This window comes from Streptomyces sp. DI166, assembly GCF_900091315.1.
GTDB lineage: Bacteria > Actinomycetota > Actinomycetes > Streptomycetales > Streptomycetaceae > Streptomyces > Streptomyces fuscus.
The window spans coordinates 1-23549 of the sequence record NZ_FLSP01000075.1 but is presented as its reverse complement, the minus strand read 5'-3'; the positions used below and the strand labels follow the sequence as shown (position 1 = coordinate 23549).

The 23549-nt window shown below is 71.9% G+C and carries 20 protein-coding genes, 2 tRNA genes and 1 pseudogene; 19 read left to right on the top strand and 4 right to left on the bottom strand.

Features of this window, described 5'->3' with window-relative positions; genetic code table 11:
• The first annotated feature begins 70 nt into the window (after positions 1 to 70).
• From proB to GA0115233_RS29435, 5 genes are all read left to right on the top strand, one after another.
• The gene (gene proB, locus GA0115233_RS29455; RefSeq protein ID WP_093723363.1) at positions 71 to 1198 is read left to right on the top strand and encodes a glutamate 5-kinase; all 1128 of its coding nucleotides are present in this window, start codon (positions 71 to 73) and stop codon (positions 1196 to 1198) included.
• Positions 1199 to 1371: 173 nt separating this feature from the next.
• A complete protein-coding gene (locus GA0115233_RS29450; protein WP_093723362.1) occupies positions 1372 to 1848 on the top strand; it encodes a hypothetical protein in 477 nt (158 codons plus the stop codon).
• A gap of 112 nt (positions 1849 to 1960) precedes the next feature.
• A complete protein-coding gene (locus GA0115233_RS29445; RefSeq protein WP_093723361.1) occupies positions 1961 to 3247 on the top strand; it encodes a glutamate-5-semialdehyde dehydrogenase in 1287 nt (428 codons plus the stop codon).
• An 87-nt stretch (positions 3248 to 3334) separates the two neighbouring features.
• Positions 3335 to 3919, top strand: a complete 585-nt coding sequence (locus tag GA0115233_RS29440; protein ID WP_176711985.1) for an SCO2584 family spore wall biosynthesis protein — start codon at positions 3335 to 3337, stop codon at positions 3917 to 3919.
• 100 nt (positions 3920 to 4019) lie between these two features.
• The gene (locus tag GA0115233_RS29435; protein ID WP_093723359.1) at positions 4020 to 5093 is read left to right on the top strand and encodes an SCO2583 family membrane protein; all 1074 of its coding nucleotides are present in this window, start codon (positions 4020 to 4022) and stop codon (positions 5091 to 5093) included.
• 3 nt (positions 5094 to 5096) lie between these two features.
• Here the strand turns inward: GA0115233_RS29435 and GA0115233_RS29430 are convergent, their stop codons facing one another.
• Positions 5097 to 6197, bottom strand: a complete 1101-nt coding sequence (locus GA0115233_RS29430) for a M48 family metallopeptidase (protein ID WP_093723358.1) — start codon at positions 6195 to 6197, stop codon at positions 5097 to 5099.
• Positions 6198 to 6489: 292 nt separating this feature from the next.
• Between GA0115233_RS29430 and GA0115233_RS41245 the strand changes: the two genes are divergently transcribed.
• From GA0115233_RS41245 to GA0115233_RS29400, 6 genes are all read left to right on the top strand, one after another.
• Positions 6490 to 6654 carry a hypothetical protein gene (locus tag GA0115233_RS41245; protein ID WP_093723357.1) on the top strand — a complete coding sequence of 55 codons (165 nt, stop codon included), beginning with the start codon at positions 6490 to 6492 and terminating at the stop codon, positions 6652 to 6654.
• Positions 6655 to 6716: 62 nt separating this feature from the next.
• Positions 6717 to 7355, top strand: coding sequence for a nicotinate-nucleotide adenylyltransferase (nadD, locus tag GA0115233_RS29420; RefSeq protein WP_093723356.1), 639 nt, complete (start codon positions 6717 to 6719; stop codon positions 7353 to 7355).
• 19 nt (positions 7356 to 7374) lie between these two features.
• Positions 7375 to 9033 carry an LCP family protein gene (locus GA0115233_RS29415; protein WP_093723355.1) on the top strand — a complete coding sequence of 553 codons (1659 nt, stop codon included), beginning with the start codon at positions 7375 to 7377 and terminating at the stop codon, positions 9031 to 9033.
• Positions 9034 to 9133: 100 nt separating this feature from the next.
• Positions 9134 to 9580 carry a ribosome silencing factor gene (gene rsfS, locus GA0115233_RS29410; RefSeq protein ID WP_093723354.1) on the top strand — a complete coding sequence of 149 codons (447 nt, stop codon included), beginning with the start codon at positions 9134 to 9136 and terminating at the stop codon, positions 9578 to 9580.
• Positions 9577 to 10248 (top strand): histidine phosphatase family protein, encoded by a 672-nt coding sequence (locus GA0115233_RS29405; RefSeq protein WP_093723353.1) that lies wholly within the window; start codon positions 9577 to 9579, stop codon positions 10246 to 10248. Before rsfS ends, GA0115233_RS29405 begins: the two co-directional genes overlap by 4 nt.
• 122 nt (positions 10249 to 10370) lie before the next feature.
• Positions 10371 to 10443 (top strand) — tRNA-Ala (locus GA0115233_RS29400).
• 21 nt (positions 10444 to 10464) lie between these two features.
• Here GA0115233_RS29400 and GA0115233_RS29395 read toward each other — a convergent pair.
• Positions 10465 to 11322, bottom strand: a complete 858-nt coding sequence (locus tag GA0115233_RS29395; RefSeq protein ID WP_093723376.1) for a helix-turn-helix transcriptional regulator — start codon at positions 11320 to 11322, stop codon at positions 10465 to 10467.
• A 213-nt stretch (positions 11323 to 11535) separates the two neighbouring features.
• Here GA0115233_RS29395 and GA0115233_RS29390 point away from each other — a divergent pair, with 213 nt between their 5' ends.
• From GA0115233_RS29390 to GA0115233_RS29380, 3 genes are all read left to right on the top strand, one after another.
• A complete protein-coding gene (locus tag GA0115233_RS29390; protein WP_255310397.1) occupies positions 11536 to 12897 on the top strand; it encodes an MFS transporter in 1362 nt (453 codons plus the stop codon).
• A gap of 247 nt (positions 12898 to 13144) precedes the next feature.
• Complete coding sequence (locus GA0115233_RS29385; protein ID WP_003976229.1) at positions 13145 to 13378, top strand: hypothetical protein; 234 nt, start codon at positions 13145 to 13147, stop codon at positions 13376 to 13378.
• Between the two features lie 148 nt (positions 13379 to 13526).
• Positions 13527 to 13599: transfer RNA gene (locus GA0115233_RS29380), tRNA-Ala, on the top strand.
• A 122-nt stretch (positions 13600 to 13721) separates the two neighbouring features.
• On the opposite strand, the gene GA0115233_RS29375 is transcribed toward GA0115233_RS29380, so the two are convergent.
• Together GA0115233_RS29375 and GA0115233_RS29370 are read right to left on the bottom strand one after the other, a co-directional pair.
• Entirely contained in the window at positions 13722 to 15332 is a 1611-nt protein-coding gene (locus tag GA0115233_RS29375; RefSeq protein ID WP_093723352.1) for an NADH-quinone oxidoreductase subunit NuoF family protein, read from the bottom strand.
• Positions 15329 to 16654, bottom strand: a complete 1326-nt coding sequence (locus tag GA0115233_RS29370) for a hypothetical protein (protein WP_093723351.1) — start codon at positions 16652 to 16654, stop codon at positions 15329 to 15331. Before GA0115233_RS29370 ends, GA0115233_RS29375 begins: the two co-directional genes overlap by 4 nt.
• 422 nt (positions 16655 to 17076) lie before the next feature.
• On the opposite strand from GA0115233_RS29370, the gene leuS reads away from it, so the two are divergent.
• The 5 genes and pseudogenes from leuS to GA0115233_RS29340 form a co-directional block, all read left to right on the top strand.
• On the top strand, positions 17077 to 19947 hold the full coding sequence (gene leuS / locus GA0115233_RS29360) for a leucine--tRNA ligase (RefSeq protein ID WP_093723349.1): 2871 nt from the start codon (positions 17077 to 17079) through the stop codon (positions 19945 to 19947).
• Positions 19948 to 20105: 158 nt separating this feature from the next.
• Positions 20106 to 20852, top strand: coding sequence for a hypothetical protein (locus GA0115233_RS29355; RefSeq protein ID WP_093723348.1), 747 nt, complete (start codon positions 20106 to 20108; stop codon positions 20850 to 20852).
• A gap of 71 nt (positions 20853 to 20923) precedes the next feature.
• Positions 20924 to 21769, top strand: coding sequence for a DegV family protein (locus tag GA0115233_RS29350; RefSeq protein ID WP_093723347.1), 846 nt, complete (start codon positions 20924 to 20926; stop codon positions 21767 to 21769).
• 96 nt (positions 21770 to 21865) lie between these two features.
• Positions 21866 to 22786 (top strand): ComEA family DNA-binding protein, encoded by a 921-nt coding sequence (locus tag GA0115233_RS29345; protein WP_093723346.1) that lies wholly within the window; start codon positions 21866 to 21868, stop codon positions 22784 to 22786.
• A gap of 80 nt (positions 22787 to 22866) precedes the next feature.
• Positions 22867 to 23549 (top strand): annotated as a pseudogene (locus tag GA0115233_RS29340) (MBL fold metallo-hydrolase); the annotation flags it as partial.

Sequence of the window (23549 nt, the reverse complement as noted above, 5' to 3'; positions counted from 1 at the left end):
CGATGCGCGGTGGACGGCCCCCTTCGCGTAGATTGCGGTGCAGTCGACGTGTGAGGGGACGGAACAGCAGGTGACAGGCGTAAGGCAGGCCGTCGGCGAGGCCCGCAGGATCGTCGTCAAGGTGGGTTCCTCGTCCTTGACCACCGCCTCCGGAGGTCTCGACGCGGACCGCGTGGACGCCCTCGTGGACGTCCTCGCCAAGAGCCGCAGCGGTGGAGAACGTGAGATTGTTCTCGTTTCGTCCGGCGCCATCGCCGCCGGTCTCGCCCCGCTCGGGCTGCGCCGCCGGCCCAAGGACCTGGCCCGCCAGCAGGCCGCCGCCAGCGTCGGCCAGGGACTGCTCGTCGCCCGCTACACCGCCTCCTTCGCCCGCTACGGCGTCCGCGTCGGCCAGGTGCTGCTCACCTCCGACGACATGAGCCGCCGCGCCCACCACCGCAACGCCTCCCGCACCCTCGACAAGCTGCTCGCGATGGGCGCCCTCCCGGTCGTCAACGAGAACGACACCGTCGCCACCGACGAGATCCGCTTCGGCGACAACGACCGCCTCGCCGCCCTCGTCGCCCACCTGGTCCGCGCCGACCTGCTGGTGCTGCTCTCCGACGTGGACGGCGTCTACGACGGCGACCCCAGCAAGCCCGGCACCTCACGGATAGCGCAGGTCCGCGGGCCCGAGGACCTCGCCGGCGTCGAGATCGGCAGCGCGGGCAAGGCCGGGGTCGGCACCGGCGGCATGGTCACCAAGGTCGAGGCCGCCCGGATCGCCGCCGCCGCGGGCATCCCGGTGGTGCTCACCAGCGCCGTCCACGCGGCCGAGGCGCTGTCCGGCGGGGACACCGGCACCTACTTCCACGCCACCGGCAAGCGCTCCGCCGACCGGCTGCTGTGGCTCCAGCACGCCTCCACCCCGCAGGGCTCGCTGACCCTGGACGACGGGGCCGTGCGGGCGGTCGTGGAGCGCCGCAAGTCGCTGCTGCCGGCCGGGATCGCCGCCGTCGAGGGCGAGTTCAGCGCCGGGGACCCGGTGGAGCTGCGGGACACCGCCGGGCGGGCGGTCGCGCGCGGCATGGTCAACTTCGACGCCAAGGAGATCCCCCAGCTGATCGGCCGCTCCACCCGTGAGCTGGCCCGCGAGCTGGGCCCGGCCTACGAGCGCGAGGTCGTCCACCGCGACGATCTGGTGCTCCTGGAGCCCTGAAAACCGGCCCTTGGGGCTCCGCGTCCGAAAACAGGGGGAACGCCCCGGTGATTGTGTCGCCCTGAGGTGGACGTTCCGCAAAAGCGCCACACGACCGCTTGCGGACTGCTCAACTTTGTCTCAAGGACAAAATCCGCCGAGCGCAGCTCGACCGAGGGACGAAGGAGGCCGTCGTGAGACGAGTACGCCCTGGGGCGGCGGCGTCCGGCGGTGGGATCGGCGGCACCTCCTCCCGGGCGCCCGGCGAGGAGCGGGCCCTGACCAGTGTCGCGACCGGTGACGCGGTCGGCGGCGGACAGGCCGAGGACCTGCCCCGGCTGTGGCACGTCACCCTCAGCGTCTCCGGCGAGGAGGCCCCGCTGAAGGAGGTCCGGCGCGCCCTTGAGCAGCTCGCCCACGACCACCCCTTCCTGCTGACCAGCCGCTACGCGGGCGACCACGCCGAGATCCGGTACTGGGAGGAGGCCCGCGATCTGCACGACGCGGCGGCCGTCGCGCTGCGCCTGTGGGGCGAGCACCGGCAGAGCGCGGGGCTGCCGCCCTGGGAGATCGTCGGCCTGGAGGTCATCGACCGGGTGACCTACCACCAGCGCGTCGCCGAGGGGTACGGCCCGCCCCCGGCCAGCCCGGTGGGCGTGCACCCGTACTGACGGGGCGCGTGGAACAGCCGTCGAGAATCCCTTTTGGGTGACCTTCAGACGGCTTGTCTCGCGGTGTGGGACGTCCCGTGAACCGGTCCGTCCGGCGCACTACCCTTCCTGCATGACCACGCTCTCGCCGTACGACTCGATGACCCCGGTCACCCAGGCCGCCTACCGCGCCAAGGCCGCCGCCGCCCAGCTCGCGCCGCTGCCGCGGTCCGTCAAGGACGACGCGCTGCTCGCCATCGCGGACGCCCTAGAGGTCCGTACCGCCGAGATCGTCGAGGCCAACGCCAAGGACATCGCCGCCGCCCGCGAGGCCGGCACCAGCGAGGCGATCGTCGACCGGCTGACCCTCACGCCGGAGCGGGTGCGGGCCATCGCCTCCGACGTGCGGGACGTGGTCGCGCTGCCCGACCCGGTCGGCGAGGTGGTCCGCGGCTCGACCCTGCCCAACGGCATCGACCTGCGCCAGGTCCGCGTCCCGCTCGGCGTCGTCGGCATCATCTACGAGGCCCGCCCGAACGTCACCGTGGACGCCGCCGCCCTGTGCCTGAAGTCCGGCAACGCCGTCCTGCTGCGCGGCTCGGCCTCCGCCTACGGGTCCAACACCGCCCTGGTGAAGGTGATCCGGGACGCCGTCGGCGGCGCCGGACTGCCCGCCGACGCCGTCCAGCTCGTCCCCGGCCAGAGCCGGGAGAGCGTGGGCGAGCTGATGCGCGCCCGCGGCCTGGTGGACGTCCTCATCCCGCGCGGCGGCGCCTCCCTGATCCGGACGGTCGTCAACGAGTCCACGGTCCCTGTCATCGAGACCGGCACCGGCAACTGCCACGTCTACATCGACGCCCAGGCCGACCTCGACATGGCCGTCGAGGTGCTGATCAACTCCAAGGCCCACCGGGTGAGCGTCTGCAACGCCGCCGAGACCCTGCTGGTCCACCAGGACATCGCCGCCGAGTTCCTGCCCCGCGCCCTGGACGCCCTGGCCGACGCCGGGGTCACCGTGCACGCCGACGAGCGGGTCATGGCGTACGCGAAGGACTCCCGCGCGACCGTGGTCGAGGCCACCACGGAGGACTGGGAGACCGAGTACCTCTCCTACGACATCGCCGCCGCGGTCGTGGACTCCCTGGACCGGGCCGTCGAGCACATCCGGCTGTGGACCTCCGGCCACACCGAGGCGATCGTGACGACCTCGCAGCAGGCCGCCCGCCGCTTCACCCAGTTGGTCGACTCCACCACGGTCGCCGTGAACGCCTCCACCCGGTTCACCGACGGCGGGCAGTTCGGCTTCGGCGCGGAGATCGGCATCTCCACCCAGAAGCTGCACGCCCGCGGCCCGATGGGCCTGCCGGAGCTGACCAGCACCAAGTACATCGTCACCGGTGACGGGCACATCCGGAGCTGACCCGCGAGCGGCCTGAACGCGTCTCACCGGGCGGATGAATTTCCGTACCGTCTGCCCAAATTGACCCCCCGCGACTACTCTGGAGCCGTGCCGGAGGACGTGGGGGGCACGCCGTTCCCTGACGGCTGGGAGCCCGACGACGACCACGACCGCGGGGTGTCGGACGAAGAGTTCGCCTCCGTGGTCTTCGACGAGGCCTTCGTACAGGCGGCCAAGGTCCACGAGCCGACCGCCGTCGAACGCCTCCTGGCCGCGGCCCAGGCCAGAGCCGAGGCATCCGAGGCCGAGGCCCGCCGCACGCGCGGCAGATCCGAGCGGTACCAGGAAGGGTACGGCCCGGACGGCACCGGCGGTTTCGGCCATGATCCGGACTTCGACGACCTGGACGACACCGACGTCCTGGAGGGCCGTTGGGGTGCCCCCGGCACCCACGGCAAGCAGGTCCGCTGGCACCGGCCCGTGGCCTGGATACTCGCCGTCGTCATGGGCGTCGGCATGGTCGCGCTGGCCTTCGCCGCCGTCTACCGCAGCGCCTCCTCGGGCAGCCGGGAGCAGGTTCCCCCGCCGCCCGGCGCCACGACCGGCGTGGAACAGGGCGGCGCGTCGGCGGTACCCTCCGCCTCCGCCGACCATTCCCAGCCACCCATCTCGGCCGTACCGCGAACGCCCTGAACAGAGCCCGGCCACAACCCGCCACGACTGGTGAGAACCTGTCAGAACTTGTCGTACAGCGGGGCGTTTATGTGGGCGCCGTCAGACCTACCCTGAAGATATGGGCGGGCCTGGAGACCCACCTGAGGGGACACCCGAGGGCGGACCCGGAGGTGGCGAGGACGAATACCGATCCGTCGTCTTCGACGAGTCGTTCGTCCGTGCTGCCCGCCTCCAGGAGTTCTCCGCGCAGGAACGCATCGACGACCACGCGCCCGCCGTCCGCCGCCGCCCGCCCCTGCGCCGCGGCGGCCTGTCCCGGCAGGCGCTGATCCTGGTCCTGCTGATCGCCGTCGCCTTCGGCACCGCGATCTACATGGGCGTACGGCACCCCTACCAGACCCCCGCCGGGACACCGGCCGCCGAGCCGCTGCGGATGACCGTGATCCCGCTCGCCCCGAGCGGCAAGGTGCCCGGTTCCACCGACACCGAGGCGCTCTTCGCGCGCAGCCCCGCCGCCCAGTACCGGATCGGCGCCGAGGGCGTGCCGCTGCCCGCCGCCCGGCGCACCGCGCACTTCTCCGACGGCCAGGTCGTGGACGCGCTGACCGTCGCCAAGGACTACATCGTCCGCTCCGCGCTCTACCCCGAGGTGATCCTGGGCGAGGAGGTACGGCCGGTACGGGTGCTGATCGACCCCGACCAGCTCGACCAGTTCGACCGGAGCTTCGACCACCCGGTCGCCGACGGCAGGCACGCCCCGACCGGCTGGCTGACCCGCTTCGACCCGGGCGGCGTCGAGCTCGCCGACCGCGGGATCCGGGTCCAGGGCAGCCTCTCCTTCGGCGAGACCGACTCCACCACCCTGGAGGTCACCGCCGACCACACCGTCGTCTACGCGCTGCGCCCGGCCGGCTCCGGCGCGAAGGCGGAGGCCTCCCTGTTCACCGTCCGGCGCGAGCTGCACTTCCGCTTCGACCACGACGACCTGCGCCTGCACCAGGCCCAGCTGCTGGTCTCCTACGTCCAGGCGGGCCCGCTGTCCTGCGCCGACGACTCGGCGAACCGGCTGCGCCCGCTGCTGGCCGGCCAGACCGCCAAGGAGGGCGGCCCGGCCGGTACGGACCCCTACGCGACCGGGAACGCCACCGCGCTGTGCGGATCGCTGGCGCCCGGCGCGCTGCCGAAGGTCTGAGGCTCAGCTCCCGTCGCGCGGGGTGTCCGCGGGCGGCTCGTCGCCGCCGTCGCGCGGCGTCGAGGAGGTGAAGCCGCCGAAGCCGCGCCGGACCCGGCCGCCCAGGTCGCCCGCGCCGCCCGCGATGTCGGTGACCAGCTTCATCAGCGGGTCCTTGGACGACTTCACGTGCGAGGCGTAGTGGGACGCCGACTCGCGGAAGGAGTCGGTCACCGAGGTGTCCTTGTCCTCGGAGCGGCGCGGGTAGTGGCCGTCCATGATCCGCTGGTAGTCGCGGGACTCCGCCCACTTCTTCAGCTCGGCCGCGCGGACCGTGGTGAAGGGGTGCGAGCGGGGCAGCACGTTGAGGATCTTCAGCACGGAGTCGCGCAGGTCGCCGCCCGCCTCGTACTCCTCGGCCTGCTTCAGGAACGCGTCCACGTTCATCTCGTGCAGGTGGTTGCCGCCCGCGATCTTCATCAGGCCGCGCATCGACGCCTGGAGGTCCTGGCCGACCAGCAGCCCGGCACGGTCGGCGGACAGCTCCGACTTGCGGAACCACTCGCGCAGCGCGGTGACGATCGCCATGATCGCGACATTGCCGAGCGGGATCCAGGCGACCCGGATGGCGAGGTTGGTCAGGAACAGCAGGATGGTGCGGTACACGGAGTGCCCGGACAGGGCGTGGCCGACCTCGTGGCCGATGACGGCCCGCATCTCCTCCTCGTCGAGCAGTTCGACCAGGCCGGTGGTCACCACGATGATCGGCTCGTCCAGGCCGATGCACATCGCGTTGGGCTGCGGGTCCTGGTTGACGTACATCGGCGGGACCTTCTCCAGGTCCAGGATGTAACAGGCGTCCCGCAGCATGTCGTTGAGGTGCGTGAACTGCTGGTCGGAGACCCGCACCGAGTCGGAAAGGAACAGCAGTCTGAGGCTTCGCTCGGGCAGCAGACCGCTCAGCGCCTTGAAGACGGTGTCGAACCCGCTCAGCTTGCGCAGCGCCACCAGGGCGCTGCGGTCGGCGGGGTGCTCGTACGCACGCGAGGAGATGCCGGGAAAGCGCCTGCGCTGCCGGCTCGGCACGTGCTCGTGTCCGTCCTGCTGATGGCCGTCGTCGGACATGTGGTCCCCCATGTGCGTCTGTGTGGCCGTGCGGCCCTTGGGCCCCGGAGCAGGCTCCAGCCTAGGCGCGGTCGCCTTCGGCGGGCAGTACGGCGAAGGCACCCCGTCCCGACTGGTTCCTGCCGGGGGTACAAGCTGAAGGACGAACGGGGCGCCGGATAAGTTGCCTCGGCGCGAATGCGGCGGCCGGCCGGGGTGCCCCAACGGCGGAGTCGGCGTGATCGGCGCCGAGCCGCCCGCTTACGATGAGCCGACATCTTTATCCCGCCCACACCCGAAGGTCCTGCCGAAGATGAGCTTCCAGAGCACCGCTGCCCAGTTGGTCACCCTCGCTTCCGAGGGCGGAGAGCACGGCGGCAACCACGACAGCCTCAACCCGCTGGTCACCGGCGGCGGTGCCTTCGTCGCCCTGATGCTGCTGCTGTGGATCACCACGCGCTTCAACCGCGACCGCTGAACCGAGAGCCCGAGGGGTCTGGCTTCCGCGGCCCACAGGCCGGGCCGGTAGGGTCTGCACGCATGGGAGAGCAGGACATGCCTACCGGCCCGGGCAGCGGCCCGTCGAACTCCGGCAAGCGCCGGCTCGGCGTCATGGGCGGAACGTTCGACCCGATCCACCACGGGCACCTGGTGGCGGCCAGTGAGGTCGCCGCCCAGTTCCACCTGGACGAGGTGGTGTTCGTCCCCACCGGTCAGCCGTGGCAGAAGACCCACCGCAAGGTCTCCCCGGCCGAGGACCGCTATCTGATGACGGTCATCGCGACCGCCGAGAACCCGCAGTTCTCGGTGAGCCGCATCGACATCGACCGCGGCGGACCGACCTACACCACGGACACCCTGCGCGACCTCAAGGCGCTCAACCCCGACACCGACCTGTTCTTCATCACCGGTGCCGACGCCCTCGGACAGATCCTCACCTGGCGGGACACCGAGGAGCTGTTCTCCCTCGCGCACTTCATCGGCGTCACCCGGCCCGGCCACCACCTGGCCGACCCGGGGCTGCCGGAGGGCGGTGTATCTCTGGTGGAGGTTCCCGCCCTCGCCATCTCCTCCACGGACTGCCGTGCGAGAGTCGCCAAGGGCGAACCGGTCTGGTATCTGGTGCCGGACGGAGTCGTGCGCTACATCGACAAGCGCGAGCTGTACCGCGGCGAGTGAGCCGAGAGGGGCACCACCGGTGAACAACCGATACGACGCGTACGGGGGCGACCAGTACGAACTCGTCGGCTACGACGAGTACGGGCAGCCTGTGTACCGACAGGTCCCGCCGCAGCAGAGCCCCCAGCAGCCCTACGACCCCTACGCTCAGCAGCCGTACGGCTACGACCCGTACGCGACCGGCCAGCAGCAGCCGGTCCAGTCGTACGACACCTACGCCCCCTACGACCCGTACGGGCAGACCGCGACGGGCGACCCCGGGGCCGCCCCGGCCTACGACCCCTACGGGCAGACCGCGGTGAGCGGGCAGCAGCCGCGGGTCGCCGAGCAGACCGCCTACATCCCGCAGCAGTCCGGGCCCGCCGAGGAGGAGCCCGAGCAGCGGGAGCCGGAGCAACGGGACTACCGCACCGAGCAGTTCGCCTTCGTCGAGGACCCGGACGACGACTCCGAGGACGTCATCGACTGGCTGAACTTCACCGAGAACCGCACCGAGCGGCGCGAGGAGGCCAAGCGCCGGGCCCGCAGCCGCATGGTCGCCCTCGTGGTGGTGCTGGCGCTGGTCGCGGTCGGCGGCGTCGGCTACCTCTGGTACGCGGGCAAGCTGCCCGGCCTGTCCTCCTCCGACGGCAAGGGCGGCACCACCACGGCCGCCGGGGCGCAGAAACGCGACGTGGTCGTCGTCCACCTGCACAACACCAAGAACGGCGACACGGCGACCGCCCTGCTCGTCGACAACGCCACCACCCAGCAGGGCACCACCGTCCTGCTGCCCAACTCGCTCGCCCTGACCGGCGACGACGGCACCACGACCACGCTCGCCAAGTCCGTCGAGGACGACGGCTCCTCCGGCACCCGCGAGGCCCTCGACACGGTCCTCGGCACCCGGATCCAGGGCACCTGGCGGCTGGACACCCCGTACCTGCAGAACCTGGTCGACCTCGTCGGCAACATCGACATCGACACCAACACCGACGTGCCCGACCCGTCCGCCAAGTCCAAGGGCGCCGCCCCGCTGGTCAACAAGGGCGAGTCGCAGACCCTCAGCGGCAAGATGGCCGTCGCCTACGCCACCTACCGCGGCTCCGGCGAGGCGCAGAACGCCCAGCTGGAGCGGTTCGGGCAGGTCATGCAGGGCGTGCTGCGCAAGCTGTCCTCCGACGCGGGGGCGGCCACGATCACCGTGCAGACCCTCCAGCAGATCCTCGACCCGTCCATGACGGACAAGGACCTCGGCACCTTCCTCGCCGGGCTCGCCGACCTCGCCAAGGGCGGCGACTACAAGACGGCGCTGCTGCCGGTGCAGGACGACGGGACGCTGACCGCGGAGACCAGCGCCAGCGTGGTCAAGGACGTCCTCGGCGGCACCGCGAAGAGCCCCGACCAGGGCGCGGCCGTGCGGGTCTCGGTGCAGAACGCCACCGGTGTGAAGGACAACACGGAGAAGGCCCGGGTGGTCCTGCTCAACGGCGGCTTCACCTTCCTTGAGGGCGGCACCGCGGGCTCGGCCCGGGCCACGTCCGAGGTCGTCTACGCCGAGGCGGCCGACAAGGAGAACGCCACCGAGGTCGCCAAGACCCTGGGCCTGCCCACCAGTGCCGTCACGAAGGGGAAGGTCACCACCAACGCGAACGTCGCGGTGATCCTCGGGCAGGACTACAAGCCGTCGTCCTCGTAGTCCCGCCCGGCGGCCCCGGGCGGGGCGAGGAATCCCGTGGGGCGACGTCGGCGGTCATGAGACCCTGGAGTCCAATCGACCGCCGACGGAAAGCCTTGTAGTGACCGCCACTGACCGTTCCATCGAGCTGATCAACACCGCCGCCCAGGCGGCCGCGGACAAGCTCGCGCACGACATCATCGCCTACGACGTCAGCGACGTGCTGTCGATCACCGACGCCTTCCTGCTCGCCTCCGCGCCCAACGACCGTCAGGTCAAGTCGATCGTCGACGAGATCGAGGAGCGGCTGAACAAGGAGCTCGGCGCCAAGCCGGTCCGCCGCGAGGGCGACCGCGAGGCCCGCTGGGTGCTCCTCGACTACGTCGACATCGTCGTCCACGTCCAGCACAGCGAGGAGCGCGTCTTCTACGCCCTTGAGCGGCTGTGGAAGGACTGCCCCGAGCTGGAGCTGCCCGCGGACGCCAAGGCGACCCGCGGGAAGGCCGAGGAGCACGCCAAGCTGCAGGCAGCCGAGGAGGCGGCCGAGCCGGGCGGTGAGTGGGCATGAGCTCCACCGGCGAGGTGAACGCCGGGCGCCCCGGCCGGGGGCGCCGCGTCATTCTGTGGCGGCACGGGCAGACCTCGTGGAACGTCGAGCGCCGCTTCCAGGGCTCCACCGACGTCGCCCTCACCGAGACCGGGGTCGCCCAGGCCCGCCGCGCCGCCCGGCTGCTGGCCTCGCTGCGGCCCGACGCGATCATCGCCTCCGACCTCCAGCGCGCCGCGCGCACGGCCGGTGAGCTGGCCGCGCTCACCGGCCTGGACGTCACCCAGGACGAGGGCCTCAGGGAGACCTACGCGGGCGTCTGGCAGGGCCTGACGCACGAGGAGATCATCGCCCGGTACGGCGAGGAGTACGCCGCCTGGAAGCGCGGTGAGCCCGTCCGCCGCGGCGGTGGCGAACTGGAGACCGAGGTCGCCGACCGCGCCGCCCCGGTGGTGCTGCGGCACGCCGAGAAGCTGCCCGACGACGGCACCCTGGTCGTGGTGAGCCACGGCGGCACGATCCGCACCACCATCGGCCGCCTCCTCGGCCTCGAACCGCGCCACTGGGAGAGCCTCGGCGGCCTCTCCAACTGCTGCTGGTCCGTCCTCGGCGAGGGCGCCCGCGGCTGGCGGCTGCTGGAGCACAACGCCGGCACGCTGCCGGAGCCGGTGCTCGGCGACGACGACTGACGTCCTGCCGGGGTGGCTCCGGACCCGGATTTCACTTTCCGGCAGGTCGCAGGCTAAAGTTCTTCTTGTTCGCCCCGCCGAGCGGGAAGCGAAAACCTCATGCGGCCACCACCGCGTGACAAGGGGCTATAGCTCAGTTGGTAGAGCGCCTGCATGGCATGCAGGAGGTCAGGAGTTCAATTCTCCTTAGCTCCACAGATCAGGATCCCGTCCCCGTCAGGGGGCGGGATTTTTCGTGTACTCCCTGTCCATCAGGGCCGCCGTGGCGCGCTCGGTCTCCTCGTCGTCCGGTGTGTAGACGACGATCCGGCACTCCGGCATGCCGTTGACCGACAGCGACACCGTGGCCATCCGCAGCTCGCCCACCTCCGCGTGCCGGAAGACCTTCACCCGCCGTCCGGGCCGCAGCACGTCACCGCTGCGCCACAGCCGGGCGAAGAGCGGGCTGGCCGCGGACAGCCGGGCTATGAAGTCCTCCCAGACGGGCTCCCCGGCGTGGCGGCCGTAGCCGTCGCGCAGGGTCGCCACCATCACCGGCAGCTCCTCCTCCCGGAAGGCCAGCGGGCAGTCCTCCTCCTGCGCCGTGAACAGCACCCACAGCGCGTTGGCACTGCCCTCCTGGAGCGTCTCGCCCCCGAACGTGAACACGGTCAGGAAGGCGGCGTTGGCGGCGAGGATGTCGTAACGCGCGTTGTAGACCACCGCCGGGCGCGGCACGAGGGCGTCCAGGATGCTGCGGATCTCGGGGCCGACGGTCACCACCGGCGCCTGCGGGGCGGGGTCGACGGGCACCTCGGCCAGGTGGTACAGGTGCTCGCGCTCCGGGGCGTCCAGCCGCAGGGTGCGCGCCACGGCGTCCAGCACCTGCGGCGAGGCGTTGATCGGGCGGCCCTGCTCCAGCCACGTGTACCAGGTCACACCCACCCCGGAGAGCTGCGCGACCTCCTCCCGGCGCAGGCCCGGTGTGCGGCGCCGCTGCCCCGGCGGCATGCCCACGTCCTGCGGAGTCACCCGGGCCCGCCGGCTGCGCAGGAAGGCGGCCAGCTCGGGCCGCCGGCGCTGTGTCGTCCCCATCGTCACGCCCCCATCGTCGCCGCCGGATCCGCCCCCTGCCAGGTGCTGTCAGTACCAGCATCAGCGGGCTCTCGGCACCCGTACCGCACCCTCGTCAGGCTCGACGCCATGACGACAACACCCCGGACCGGACCGGCTCCCGCAGCCGGCACCAGTCCCGCGATCAGTGAAACACCCCGCACTGACAACCGGCCCCGCGCGCTGCTCGCGGTGCTGCTCGGCGCCCAGTTCATGGCCCTGCTGGACGTCTTCATCGTGAACGTCGCGGCCCCCACCCTCAGCCGTGAACTGCACGCCTCCGGCGCCGACCTGCAACTCGTCGTCGCCGGGTACGCCATCACCTACTCGGTGCTGCTCATCACCGGCGCCCGGCTCGGCGAGCGCCTGGGCCACGGCCGGGTGCACCTCGCCGGGCTCGCCCTGTTCACCGTCGCCTCGCTCGCCTGCGGGCTGGCGCAGGGCGTCACCGAGCTGATCGTCTTCCGGCTGGCGCAGGGCGCCGGTTCGGCGCTGATGATCCCTCAGGTGCTCAGCCTCATCCAGCGGACCTTCACCGGCGCCTCCCGGGCCCGCGCCCTCGGCGCCTACGCGGCGGTCCTCGCCACCGGGGCCGCGGCCGGCCAGGTGCTCGGCGGGGTCCTGGTCGCCGCCGACGTGTTCGGCACCGGATGGCGGCCGGTGTTCCTGGTGAACGTGCCGGTCGGCGCCGTACTCCTGGTGCTCGGGCGGCGCGTGCTGCCGCGGCACGAGGCGGGGCACCGGACGGCGCGGGGTCTCGATCTGCCGGGGCTGGTGCTGCTCGGGGCGGCCGTGTCGCTGTTCACGGTGCCGCTGGTGCTCGGGCAGGAGCAGGACTGGCCGCTGTGGGCCTGGCTGTCGCTGGCCGGGTCGGCGGTGGTGTTCGCGCTGTTCTGCGGCTACGAGTCCCGGCTCGCCCGGCGCGGGGGCAGCCCGCTGATCGCGCCCCGGGTGCTGCGCCACCCCGGCATGGGCACCGCCGCCTTCCGCATCCTCGCGGTGATGGCCGTCAACGGCGGGTTCCTGTTCGCGCTCACCCTGCACCTCCAGGGCGGCCTCGGGCACAGCGCGCTGCGCACGGGGCTGACCTTCGCGCCGACCGCCGTGGTCTTCGGGCTGGTCGGTCTGACCTGGCGGATGTGGCCCGCCGCCTGGCAGCGCGCCCTGATCCCGGCCGGGTTCGGGCTCACCGCGCTGTCCCTGGCGGGCATCGCTCTCGCGCTGGAGGGCGGGGGCGACGGGGGAGCGGCGGTGTACGTCGCGTACGCGGGGATGGGCGCCGGTCTCGCGCTCGGCTTCAGCCCGACCCTGACCGGAGCGCTCGCCGCCGTACGGCCCGAGGACGCCCCGGACGCCAGCGGACTGCTCGCCACGGTCACCCAGCTCGGGCAGCTGACCGGGGTCGCGGTATTCGGCACACTGTTCCTGAGCCGCGTTGAGTCACTCGGGGCCTCTTCGGCGTATACCTCTGCGGAGGCGCTTTTCGCGTGCCTGTTCGCACTGGCCGGAACCGCCGCGGTGGCCGCCGTGTCCGGACTGGTACTGAGGCGTCGCTGACCGTATTGGCCCGGCCGTGGCAGAATCAAACGGCCGGAAGGGGGCGCGGCCCGAACGGGAGGGAGCAGTGATGCCTGCGAGCATCCTCGGACGGGGCGGTGGCCCCTCCGACGCCAGCTGGACACGGGACACGGTGCCCCGGCTCAGCTGCCCTTCCTGCGGTTCCGCCCATGTCGCCCAGGTACTCGGTGACAACGGCGGGATTTCCTACGTGTGCACGGCCTGCGGCCACAGCTGGAGCTGATCGATGGGTGCACACAGGCGAAAGTGCGACTGGTGCGGCAGCGGGACGCCGATCGTGCGCGACATGGAACCCGTGAACCCGGACTACCAGTACTGGTGCGAGGAATGCGCGCGGGCGCTGATCATAAAAGGCGACCCCATCGAGACGTACCGCGAGCTGGAGGGCGAGCCGATCTACGGCCGGCTCCTGGAGGAGCACTGCACGCTCAAGCGGTTCTACTCGTTCGTGACGGCGTGACAGGTCTGCGGGGAAGTCTGTGGGAGCATAACGGACATTGCGCCCCAATCGGTCGGCTGGGTAATCGATTTGGGGCGCACCCCGGAGACCGTGTAATGTTGGCGTCGCCGCCGGGGAAACCGACAGGAAAACCCGGGGGACCAGGCAAGGGGCTATAGCTCAGTTGGTAGAGCGCCTGCATGGCATGCAGGAGGTCAGGAGTTCAATTCTCCTTAGCTCCACAGTGAGATCCCGCCGGATCGTAAAGATCCGGCGGGATCTTTTTCGTATGCGCCGGCGCCCGGTCGCACGGGCATGAAAAAGGGCCGCCCAGGGGAGTGGGCGGCCCTGTGGGGTGGGCGCGTCAGCGGCCCAGGGCGCGGCGGCCGCGGCCCTGGGAGAGCACCGGGAGGTTCGTGCGCGAGGGCGCCCGCTCCGCCTGGTCCTCGATGCGCAGCGCGAGCGCCGGGCAGCGCCGGACCGCGCGCAGCGCCTTCGCCTCCGCGTAGCGCGGGACTTGGGCCTGGGCGACCGTGGGGAAGCCGTCGGCGCCGAGTTCGAAGACCTCCGGGAGGATGTCCGCGCACAGGCCGTGTCCCCGGCACAGGGTCCAGTCGACGTAGATCTTCTGGCGGCTGGGGCCGTTCTCCTCGGACTCTCCGCCGCCGGGGATGCCCGTAGGCATCCTGCCCCCCTCGAAGAGCGGCAGTACGCCCTCCACGGGCCGTCCGCAGCCGTTGCCGAGGACATGGGCGGCCAGGTCGTCCGTGAACGCCTTGATGGTCGACTCCAGGAACATCGCCGAGCCGTCCGGGTGCGAACACGCGCCGCGCCGCTTCACGTTCTTCGCGACCTGCTTGAGCGCCTCAAGGGCGGCCGGACCGCCGCCGTTGAGGATGTCCTCCATACCGCGCGCCGCGGCCGGCAGACCCAGGTAGCAGGGGCCGCACTGGCCCGCGCTCTCCTCGGCCAGCCACTGCGCCACCCGGAGGGATTCGCCGAGCGGGCAGGTCTCCTGGGTGATCGGCAGGATGGCGCCGGCGCCGAGCGCGCCGCCCACCGCGTCCAGCGAGTTGCGGGAGACGATCGCCTCGTTGACGGTGGCCGCGTCGATCCACTTGCCGTGGTAGCCGCCGGTCAGCACGCCCTGCGGGACCGGCGGGGCGCCGGCCAGCTGGAGCACGTACCGCAGCGGCACGCCCGTGGGGACCTCGATCACCATCGGGCGGGCGACCGCGCCGGACACCGTCAGCATCACGGTGCCGGGCTCGTCGTACAGGCCGGTGTTGCCGTAGCGCTCCGGGCCGATGCGGGCCGCGATGGCGAGCTGGGCGAAGGTCTCGGCGTTCGACAGCAGGGTGGGGGCGCCGCCGACGCCGCTCTTGGAGGCGCTGATCTTGCGGCCGGGCGGGATCGCCGGGCCGCCGTCGATGGAGCGGATCAGCGACGCCGCCGCTCCGGTGACCATGCGCACCGGGTTGCGCTGCACGCGGGCCCGCAGCGCGGAGCGGCGGCCGTTGCTCAGGCCGCGCTCGGCCAGCGCGGCCTCCATGGAGCGCTGGGTCGACTCACGGGTGACCCCCACCACGAGCGTGCGGGCACCCAGGGCCTCGGCGACGAGCAGCGCGCCGTCCAGGATCAGGTGCGGGGCACGGTTGATGAGCACCGTGTCCTTGCGGCAGGCCGGTTCGTCCTCGCTGCCGTTGACGACGACGACCGGCCGGACGCCGCGCTTGATCGCCGCTTCGGCGACCGAGCGCAGCTTCTTGTGGAAGGGGAAGCCCGCGCCGCCGCGGCCCTTCAGGTTGATGCGTTCGGAGAGCTGCGCGAGCTGCTCCCCGCCCAACGGTTCGAGCGGCCCGTGCACCTTGAGGTGCATGGGCAGATCCAGTCTTTCGACAAGGTCGAAGCCCGACGTGAGCTGGGGAAGGCCGACCACGCGGACTTCTGGTACGTCGGGCAGGGCCTCGTTCACCTATAGCCTCCGGAAGGCGTGTTCCAAGGTTCGCCCGAACCCGGCGCGTCGAACGACTGACCGGGGGCTGGTTCATTGGCGGGACCGCTGTTGTACGTGTCGTTGGAGTTGTACGTGCCGTAGAGGCCATTCGACTCACCGGTGTTGTACACATCACCTCCCGCGTACCCGGCGGCGCCCGAAGTGTCATAGGTCGGGATGTTGTATCCCGTGTCCGTGAGTGGGTCGTACGCGGACGGCGGCGCCTCCCCGACCGGCGGGGGCGAGGGGATCGGCCAGTTCCCGGACGTGCTGGAGACGTTGTCCACGCGCGGCATCGCCTCGGTGGCCTGCATGTCCAGCGGCAGGTCCATACGCGCGGTCTGGTCGGTCGCGAAGGACTGCCCGCCGGGGTCGGGCGCGAAGGACTGCTGGCCGCGCGAGGGCGTGTTGACGGCGCGGTAGGCGGCCGCGAAGCCGTTGGCCGGTTCGGCCGCCGGGGGTTCGGCGAGCCGGGACTCGTAGCCGGGCAGCGCGGAGGAGGTGGTGGCGGACGGCCTCTCGGACCGGTCCGCCTTGGCGGCGGCCGGGGCGGCGGTGGCCTCGGCCATCCGGGCCCGGCTGGCCTCCAGGCCCTCGCGGGGCGAGCGCTCCTCGTTGTCGCCCACGATCAGGGCGATCCTGTCGGCGATCTTGCGCTTGACCGGGCGCGGCGCCGCGCGCACCGCCAGGGCGACGGCGACGCCGGCCACGCACATGCCGTACATGATCACGAAGATGGGCTTGGCCTGGCGACCCGCGTAGAGCCCGTGTACGAGTGCGCAGCACCAGGCCGGGTAGGCCAGCATGTGCATCGCCCGCCAGCGGGCGGCGACCGGGGCCGGGGAGGCGAAGGCGCTGCGCAGGGCGCCGGTGATGCCCACGAAGATCATGAGCAGCGCAGCCGTCGAGCCGAGGCCGATCAGGCCGCCGAGGCCGGTGACACCCAGCGAGAAGGGGATCACGGCGGCGATCGGCTCGGTGTGTTCGAGTACGAGTTTGGTCGTGATGTGCAGCATCAGGAAGGCGAGCGAGGCGACCGCCATGGTGCGGTGCACGGCCTGGCCGATGATCCGCTGGCGCGTGTTCAGCACGATCCGGTCCTGGGCGACCAGGCCCCAGATCACCGAACAGCTCAGGGAGACGAGCGAGAGCACTCCGGCACCGAAGTTCAGGAACTCGCGGAGCCAGTCGCCTCCGAGCAGCACGATCACGGGTATGAGCAGCAGGACGACAGCCGTCGCCGCCCCGTAGGCCGAACGGCCGGGCCGGGGGAGCGAACGGGTACTGCGTTGAGGGTTCATGGGGGCAACTCCGAGCGGTTCGGGAAAGCGGTCCCGCTGCCGCACTCTAAGTGGCTCCTGAACCGGGCAGGCGCCATTTGAGTTATTGCGTTGTTATCAATGCGCCGTGCGGGGTCGGTGTTGTCCTGCTAGGGGCCCTTACGCCGGGTAAAAATTGAACTTCGTTCAAGTTCTCTGAATCTTCACAACAGGTTCGAAGACCGGAGGGGTCGGTATCTATTGGTCCCGAGCCGGTCGACGGCTGCGGTACCCTGACGCCATGCGTGCCGTACGCCTTCTGCTTAGCGAGCCGCGCTGATCAGCACCGGCCACCGTCGGAAAGTGGCCGGCATCGGCGCGGCGTCCCCTCCTGTGTGAGGGGATTTTTCGTTTCGGGAGAAACCGCAGCGCTTGCAGAGACGATCGATGGAGCTTTGAGGATCATGAGCGAGACGAACCCCGCTGCCGCCCCTGAGGTGGCCGCGCCGCACCGCTACACGGCGGCCATGGCCGCCGAGATCGAGGCACGCTGGCAGGACTTCTGGGATGCCGAGGGCACCTACGCGGCCCCCAACCCCAAGGGCGACCTGGCGGGCGACCCCGAGCTGGTCGCCAAGCCCAAGAAGTTCATCATGGACATGTTCCCGTACCCCTCCGGTGCGGGCCTGCACGTCGGCCACCCCCTGGGCTACATCGCCACCGACGTCTTCGCCCGCTTCCAGCGGATGACCGGCCACAACGTCCTGCACACCCTGGGCTTCGACGCCTTCGGCCTGCCCGCCGAGCAGTACGCCGTGCAGACCGGCACGCACCCGCGCGTGTCCACCGAGGCCAACATCGAGAACATGAAGGCGCAGCTGCGCCGCCTGGGCCTGGGCCACGACAAGCGCCGGTCGTTCGCCACGATCGACCCGGACTACTACAAGTGGACCCAGTGGATCTTCCTGCAGATCTTCAACTCCTGGTACGACGACGAGGCGAAGAAGGCCCGCCCCATCTCCGAGCTGGTCGCCCAGTTCGAGAGCGGTGAACGCGCCGTGCCCGGCGGCCGGTCCTGGAACGAGCTGACCGCCGCCGAACGCGCCGAGGTCCTGAGCGAGTATCGCCTGGCCTACGCCTCCGACGCGCCCGTCAACTGGTGCCCCGGCCTGGGCACCGTGCTGGCCAACGAGGAGGTCACCGCCGACGGCCGCTCCGAGCGCGGCAACTTCCCCGTCTTCAAGGCCAAGCTGCGCCAGTGGAACATGCGCATCACCGCCTACGCCGACCGGCTGCTGGACGACCTGGAGGCGCTGGACTGGCCCGAGGCCATCAAGCTGCAGCAGCGCAACTGGATCGGCCGCTCCGAGGGCGCCCGCGTCGACTTCCCGATCGACGGCGAGAACATCACCGTCTTCACCACCCGCCCCGACACCCTGTTCGGCGCGAGCTACATGGTGCTGGCCCCCGAGCACCCGCTGGTCGAGAAGTTCACCCCGGACGCCTGGCCCGAGGGCACCCACGACGTGTGGACCGGCGGCCACGCCACCCCGGCCGAGGCCGTCGCCGCCTACCGGGCGCAGGCCGCGTCCAAGTCCGACGTCGAGCGGCAGGCCGAGGCCAAGGAGAAGACCGGCGTCTTCATCGGCGCGTACGCCACCAACCCGGTCAACGGCGAGCAGATCCCGGTCTTCATCGCCGACTACGTCCTGATGGGCTACGGCACCGGCGCCATCATGGCCGTCCCCGGCCACGACAGCCGTGACTTCGAGTTCGCGCGCGCCTTCGAGCTGCCGATCCGCTGCGTGGTCGAGCCGACCGACGGCCGCGGCACCGACACCGCCGACTGGACCGAGGCGTTCGTCTCCTACGACGCCAGGATCGTCAACTCCTCCGGCGAGGGCGTCTCCCTGGACGGCCTGGGCGTCGTCGAGGCCAAGGCCCGCATCACCGAGTGGCTGGAGCGCACCGGCCGCGGCCAGGGCACCGTCAACTTCCGGCTGCGCGACTGGCTGTTCAGCCGCCAGCGCTACTGGGGCGAGCCCTTCCCGATCGTCTACGACGAGGACGGCGTCGCGCACGCGCTGCCCGAGTCGATGCTGCCGCTGGAGCTGCCCGAGGTCGAGGACTACTCCCCGCGCACCTTCGACCCGGACGACGCGAACACCCAGCCCGAGACGCCCCTGTCCCGCAACGAGGACTGGGTCAACGTCACCCTGGACCTGGGCGACGGCCCCAAGAAGTACCGCCGCGAAACCAACACCATGCCCAACTGGGCCGGTTCCTGCTGGTACGAGCTGCGCTACCTGGACCCGCACAACTCCGAGAAGCTGGTCGACCCGGAGATCGAGCGGTACTGGATGGGCCCGCGCGAGGGCCAGCCGCACGGCGGTGTCGACCTGTACGTCGGGGGCGCCGAGCACGCCGTGCTGCACCTGCTGTACGCGCGCTTCTGGTCCAAGGTCCTGTACGACCTGGGGCACGTCTCGTCGGCCGAGCCGTTCCACAAGCTGTTCAACCAGGGCATGATCCAGGCCTACGTCTACCGCGACAGCCGCGGTATCGCGGTACCGGCCGCCGAGGTGGAGGAGCGCGACGGCGCCTACTACTACCAGGGCGAGAAGGTCTCCCGGCTGCTGGGCAAGATGGGCAAGTCCCTGAAGAACGCCGTCACCCCGGACGAGATCTGCGCCGAGTACGGCGCCGACACGCTGCGCCTGTACGAGATGGCCATGGGCCCGCTGGACGTCTCCCGGCCGTGGGACACCCGCGCGGTGGTCGGCCAGTTCCGGCTGCTGCAGCGGCTGTGGCGCAACATCGTCGACGAGGCCACCGGCGAGGTCACCGTCACCGACGCCGAGCCCGACGAGGACACGCTGCGCGCCCTGCACAAGGCCATCGACGGCGTGCGCGGCGACCTGGAGGGCATGCGGTTCAACACCGCCATCGCCAAGGTCACCGAGCTGAACAACCACCTGACCAAGACGGGCGGCGCGCTGCCGCGCTCGGTCGCCGAGCCGCTGGTGCTGCTGGTCGCCCCGCTGGCCCCGCACATCGCCGAGGAGCTGTGGCGCAGGCTGGGCCACGACGACTCGGTGGTGCACCAGGACTTCCCCGTCGCCGACCCGGCCTACGTGGTCGACGAGACGGTGACCTGTGTCGTCCAGGTCAAGGGCAAGGTCAAGGCCCGCCTGGAGGTCTCGCCGTCCATCTCCGAGGAGGAGCTGGAGAAGGTCGCGCTGGCCGACGACAAGGTCGTGGCGGCGCTGGGCGGCGCGGGCATCCGCAAGGTGATCGTGCGGGCGCCGAAGCTGGTGAACATCGTTCCGGCCTAGCCGGTGGACTCGGGCCGGGTGCGACCGGCCGGACGGGCCGCCTCCGGGTGGTCCCCTACGGGCAGGTTCGGGGTTCTGTTGGAACTCCGGGCCTGCCCGTGGCGTTTACCGTGGAGAGCAGCGCGGCGCACGCAGGCGTGGATTCGAGGAGGAGCACAGTGGAAGCAGCGATCGCAGTGGTGGCCCTGCTCTTCGTGCTTCTCGTGGTGCTCGGCGCCTGGGCCACCGTGAAGGCGGTGGGAGCGGCCAAGCGTGCCGCCGACCGCACGATCACCCAGGCCCGCCGCACGGTCGAGGACCACACCCTGCGCGCCAAGTCCCTCGTCCAGGTGGGCCCGCAGGCCGAGCTGGCCCAGCTGCGGCTGAAGCTGCGCACCTCGATGCGCGCGACCCAGGACGCGCTGCACGCGGGCGCCGCCGAGGACGAGTCCCTGAAGGAGTCCCTCGCCCTCTTCCAGCGGCTCAGCGCCCACGGCCACGAGCTCGACGGCGAACTGCGGCGCCTGGAGAGCGAACCGGACCGTACGACCCTCGCCGAGCGGCTTCCGGGGCTGCGGGAGCGCACCGAGCGGATCGTCTCCTCGGCGGACTCGCTGCGCTGGGCGGCCCGCGACCGGGCCCGCCGGTTCGCCGACGACGACCTGGACTCGCTGAGCGCGCAGATCGACATGGAGGCCGGCGCGCTGCGGCACTGGACCACCGAGGAGGAGGCGTCCACCGCGACGCCGCCCCCGCCGTGGCCCGAGGCCCCGGCTCCCGAGGCGCCGGAAGCCGAGCAGACCTGGCCGGGCGGCGCGCGGCGGGAGACCGCGGAGCAACCGACCATGCCCGCCATCACCCCGCCCGAGCCGCGTCCCACGTACCCGTGGGAGAAGAAGCAGCCGCGCCCCGAGAGCACCACCTGATCCGGCCACGACGGCCCAGGTGACAGGGGCCGGGCTGCCGCGGGGGCACTACGCCAGGTAACCTCCAGCTCATGTCCCGCCATGTCGCGATCGTCACCGATTCAACGGCCTACCTGCCGCCGCGGACGATGGATCGCCACGGCATCACCTCGGTGCCCCTGACCGTGGTCCTCGGCGACGAGGCGCTGGAGGAGGGCACCGAGATCTCCACCCGCTCGCTGGCCCAGGCGCTGCAGAAGCGGCGCCCCGTCACCACCTCCCGCCCCAGCCCCGAGCGGTTCGCCGAGACCTACCGCCAGGTCGCCGAGTCCGGCGCCACCGGCATCGTCTCCCTGCACCTGTCCGCCGAACTGTCCGGCACCTACGACGCGGCCGTGCTCGCCGCCCAGGACGCGCCGGTGCCGGTACGGGTGGTGGACACCGGGATGATCGCGATGGCCCTCGGGTTCTGCGCGCTCGCCGCGGCGGAGGTCGCGGAGTCGGGCGGCACCGTCGACGAGGCGGTCGCGGCGGCCGAGAAGCGCGCCGAGGGGACCGCCGCCTACTTCTACGTCGACACCCTCGACTATCTGCGCCGGGGCGGCCGGATCGGCGCGGCCCAGGCGCTGCTCGGCTCGGCGCTCGCGGTGAAGCCGCTGCTCCAGCTGAACGGCGGCCGGATCGAGCCGCTGGAGAAGGTGCGCACGGCGTCCAGGGCGATCGCCCGCCTGGAGGAGATCGCCGCGGACCGGGCGGGCGCCGCGCAGGTCGACATCGCCGTGCACCATCTCGCCGCCCCGGACCGGGCGTCAGCCCTGGCGGACCGGCTGCGGTCGCGGGTACGGGGGCTGGCGGCCCTGCATGTGAGCGAGGTGGGCGCGGTGATCGGGGCGCATACCGGGCCCGGATTGCTGGGGGTTGTGGTTTCGGCGCGGTGACCCTTGTGAGTGAGCGGGTTATCCACAACCGGGGGGATTCTCCCCGGGAATTGAGCAAGATCATCGCGGTGGGGCGAGTTGTCCGATCCTCGTCGCATGGCACTTGGATCACGTACGCGCAGTTCACGCCCGGGCACCTCGGCCGGTGGGCCGGGTGAGGAGATCCGCCGGAGGGCGGAGGCCCTGTTCGGGGAACGGGCGGTGGTGGGGCGGGAGTCGGACCCCGGCCCGCCCGATGCGGAGGACGACCGGCCCCCTTGGCGGGGGCGGGCCGGGCTCGCGCTGCGGGAGCGGCTGCCGCTGTGGGCGCAGGCCCGATGCGGGCTGGAACGGCGGAGCGTGGTCGCGCTCGCGGTTCTGCTGGTCGTCGCGGCCGGGTTCGCGGCACAGCACTTCTGGAGCGGACGGACGCAAGGGGTGCGGGCGCCGGAGGTGGTGCGGGCCGGGGAGGCCGAGCCGGGAGGCGGCGCGGCGGACCGGGCCGCGTTCGGGACGGGCGCGGAGCCGTCGGACGGGACCGGTGCAGCGGCCTCCGACGCATCCTCCGGCGCATCCTCGGCGGCGTCCGAGATCGTCGTGGACGTCAGTGGCAAGGTCCGGAAGCCGGGGATCCACCGGCTGCCCGCTGGGTCGCGGGTCGAGGACGCGTTACGGGCCGCGGGTGGGGTGAAGCCGGGGACCGGTACCGACGGGCTCAACCGGGCGCGGTTCCTCGTCGACGGCGAGCAGGTCGTCGTGGGCGGCCCGGCACCGCCAGCGCAGGGCCCTGCCGCTGTGCCGGGTGGCGCGCCCGGGGCGGGTGCCGCGCCCGGGTTGGGACCGGCGGCCCCCGTCTCCCTCAACACCGCCACCGCCGAACAGCTCGACACCCTCCCCGGGGTCGGCCCGGTCCTGGCCCAGCACATCATCGACCACCGCACCCGCACCGGCGGATTCCGCTCGGTCGAGGAACTGCGCGAGGTCAACGGCATCGGCGAACGCCGCTTCGCCGATCTGCGGAATCTCGTACGGCCATGACGGGCGCCGTATCCGCGGAGACCGCGTCCGCCGAGTCCCGTACGACTGCCGCGAGCGCTCCCGGGACCGTGCGGGAGGAGGTGCACGCGGCCTCCGGGCACCGGCTCGGCGCGTCCCACCCGCGCCAGGAGGGGCCGACGGATATGCGCCTCGTGCCACCGGCGCTCGCGGCCTGGGCGACGGCGGCGCTGACGCTGACGGCATCCGGTGGGTGGGTGGTCGGGGTGGTGGCCGTGGCCCTTGTCCTGGGGGCCGTGCTGCTGGGGGTGCGAAGGTCGGCACGGTCTGCGCGGTCGGTGTGGTCGCGGGTGTCGCTCGCCGCGGTGCTGCTCTGCGTCGCGGCGGCCGCCGCCTCGGCCGGGCTGCACGGGGCCGATCTGCGGCGCGGCCCGGTGCCGGAACTGGCGCGCAGGTACGCGACCGTGACCGCGGAGGTGGAGCTGACCTCCGATCCCCGGCTCACCCGGCCCCGGGTCGACGGCAACCGGACGGCTCCGACGGCCGTGCTGATCGACGCACGCGTGCGGCGGGTGGCGGTCGGCGGAGGTGCGGCGGTGGGGACGCGGGCGCCGGTGCTGATGGTGGTGCGGGCGGAGAAGGGGTCGCCGTGGCTGGGGCTGCTGCCGTCCACGCGGCTGCGGGTGACCGCGCGGCTGGCGCCCGCGCTGACCGGCGGCGACCGGGTCGCGGGCGTGCTGCGGGTGCGGGGCGGGGCGGCCCCGGAGGTCGTGGCGCGAGCGTCGGCGGTGCAGCGGTTCGCGGG

What these genes read in the sequence shown, in the direction of transcription:
- GA0115233_RS29385 (WP_003976229.1), top strand. Translation starts at nt 13,145, where the DNA reads ATGGGTGCACACAGGCGAAAGTGCGACTGGTGCGGCAGCGGGACGCCG.
- leuS (WP_093723349.1), top strand. Translation starts at nt 17,077, where the DNA reads ATGAGCGAGACGAACCCCGCTGCCGCCCCTGAGGTGGCCGCGCCGCAC.
- GA0115233_RS29395 (WP_093723376.1), bottom strand. Translation starts at nt 11,322, where the DNA reads ATGGGGACGACACAGCGCCGGCGGCCCGAGCTGGCCGCCTTCCTGCGC.
- GA0115233_RS29405 (WP_093723353.1), top strand. Translation starts at nt 9,577, where the DNA reads ATGAGCTCCACCGGCGAGGTGAACGCCGGGCGCCCCGGCCGGGGGCGC.
- GA0115233_RS29445 (WP_093723361.1), top strand. Translation starts at nt 1,961, where the DNA reads ATGACCACGCTCTCGCCGTACGACTCGATGACCCCGGTCACCCAGGCC.
- GA0115233_RS29345 (WP_093723346.1), top strand. Translation starts at nt 21,866, where the DNA reads ATGGCACTTGGATCACGTACGCGCAGTTCACGCCCGGGCACCTCGGCC.
- GA0115233_RS41245 (WP_093723357.1), top strand. Translation starts at nt 6,490, where the DNA reads ATGAGCTTCCAGAGCACCGCTGCCCAGTTGGTCACCCTCGCTTCCGAG.
- GA0115233_RS29435 (WP_093723359.1), top strand. Translation starts at nt 4,020, where the DNA reads ATGGGCGGGCCTGGAGACCCACCTGAGGGGACACCCGAGGGCGGACCC.
- nadD (WP_093723356.1), top strand. Translation starts at nt 6,717, where the DNA reads ATGGGAGAGCAGGACATGCCTACCGGCCCGGGCAGCGGCCCGTCGAAC.
- GA0115233_RS29430 (WP_093723358.1), bottom strand. Translation starts at nt 6,197, where the DNA reads ATGTCCGACGACGGCCATCAGCAGGACGGACACGAGCACGTGCCGAGC.
- GA0115233_RS29370 (WP_093723351.1), bottom strand. Translation starts at nt 16,654, where the DNA reads ATGAACCCTCAACGCAGTACCCGTTCGCTCCCCCGGCCCGGCCGTTCG.
- GA0115233_RS29350 (WP_093723347.1), top strand. Translation starts at nt 20,924, where the DNA reads ATGTCCCGCCATGTCGCGATCGTCACCGATTCAACGGCCTACCTGCCG.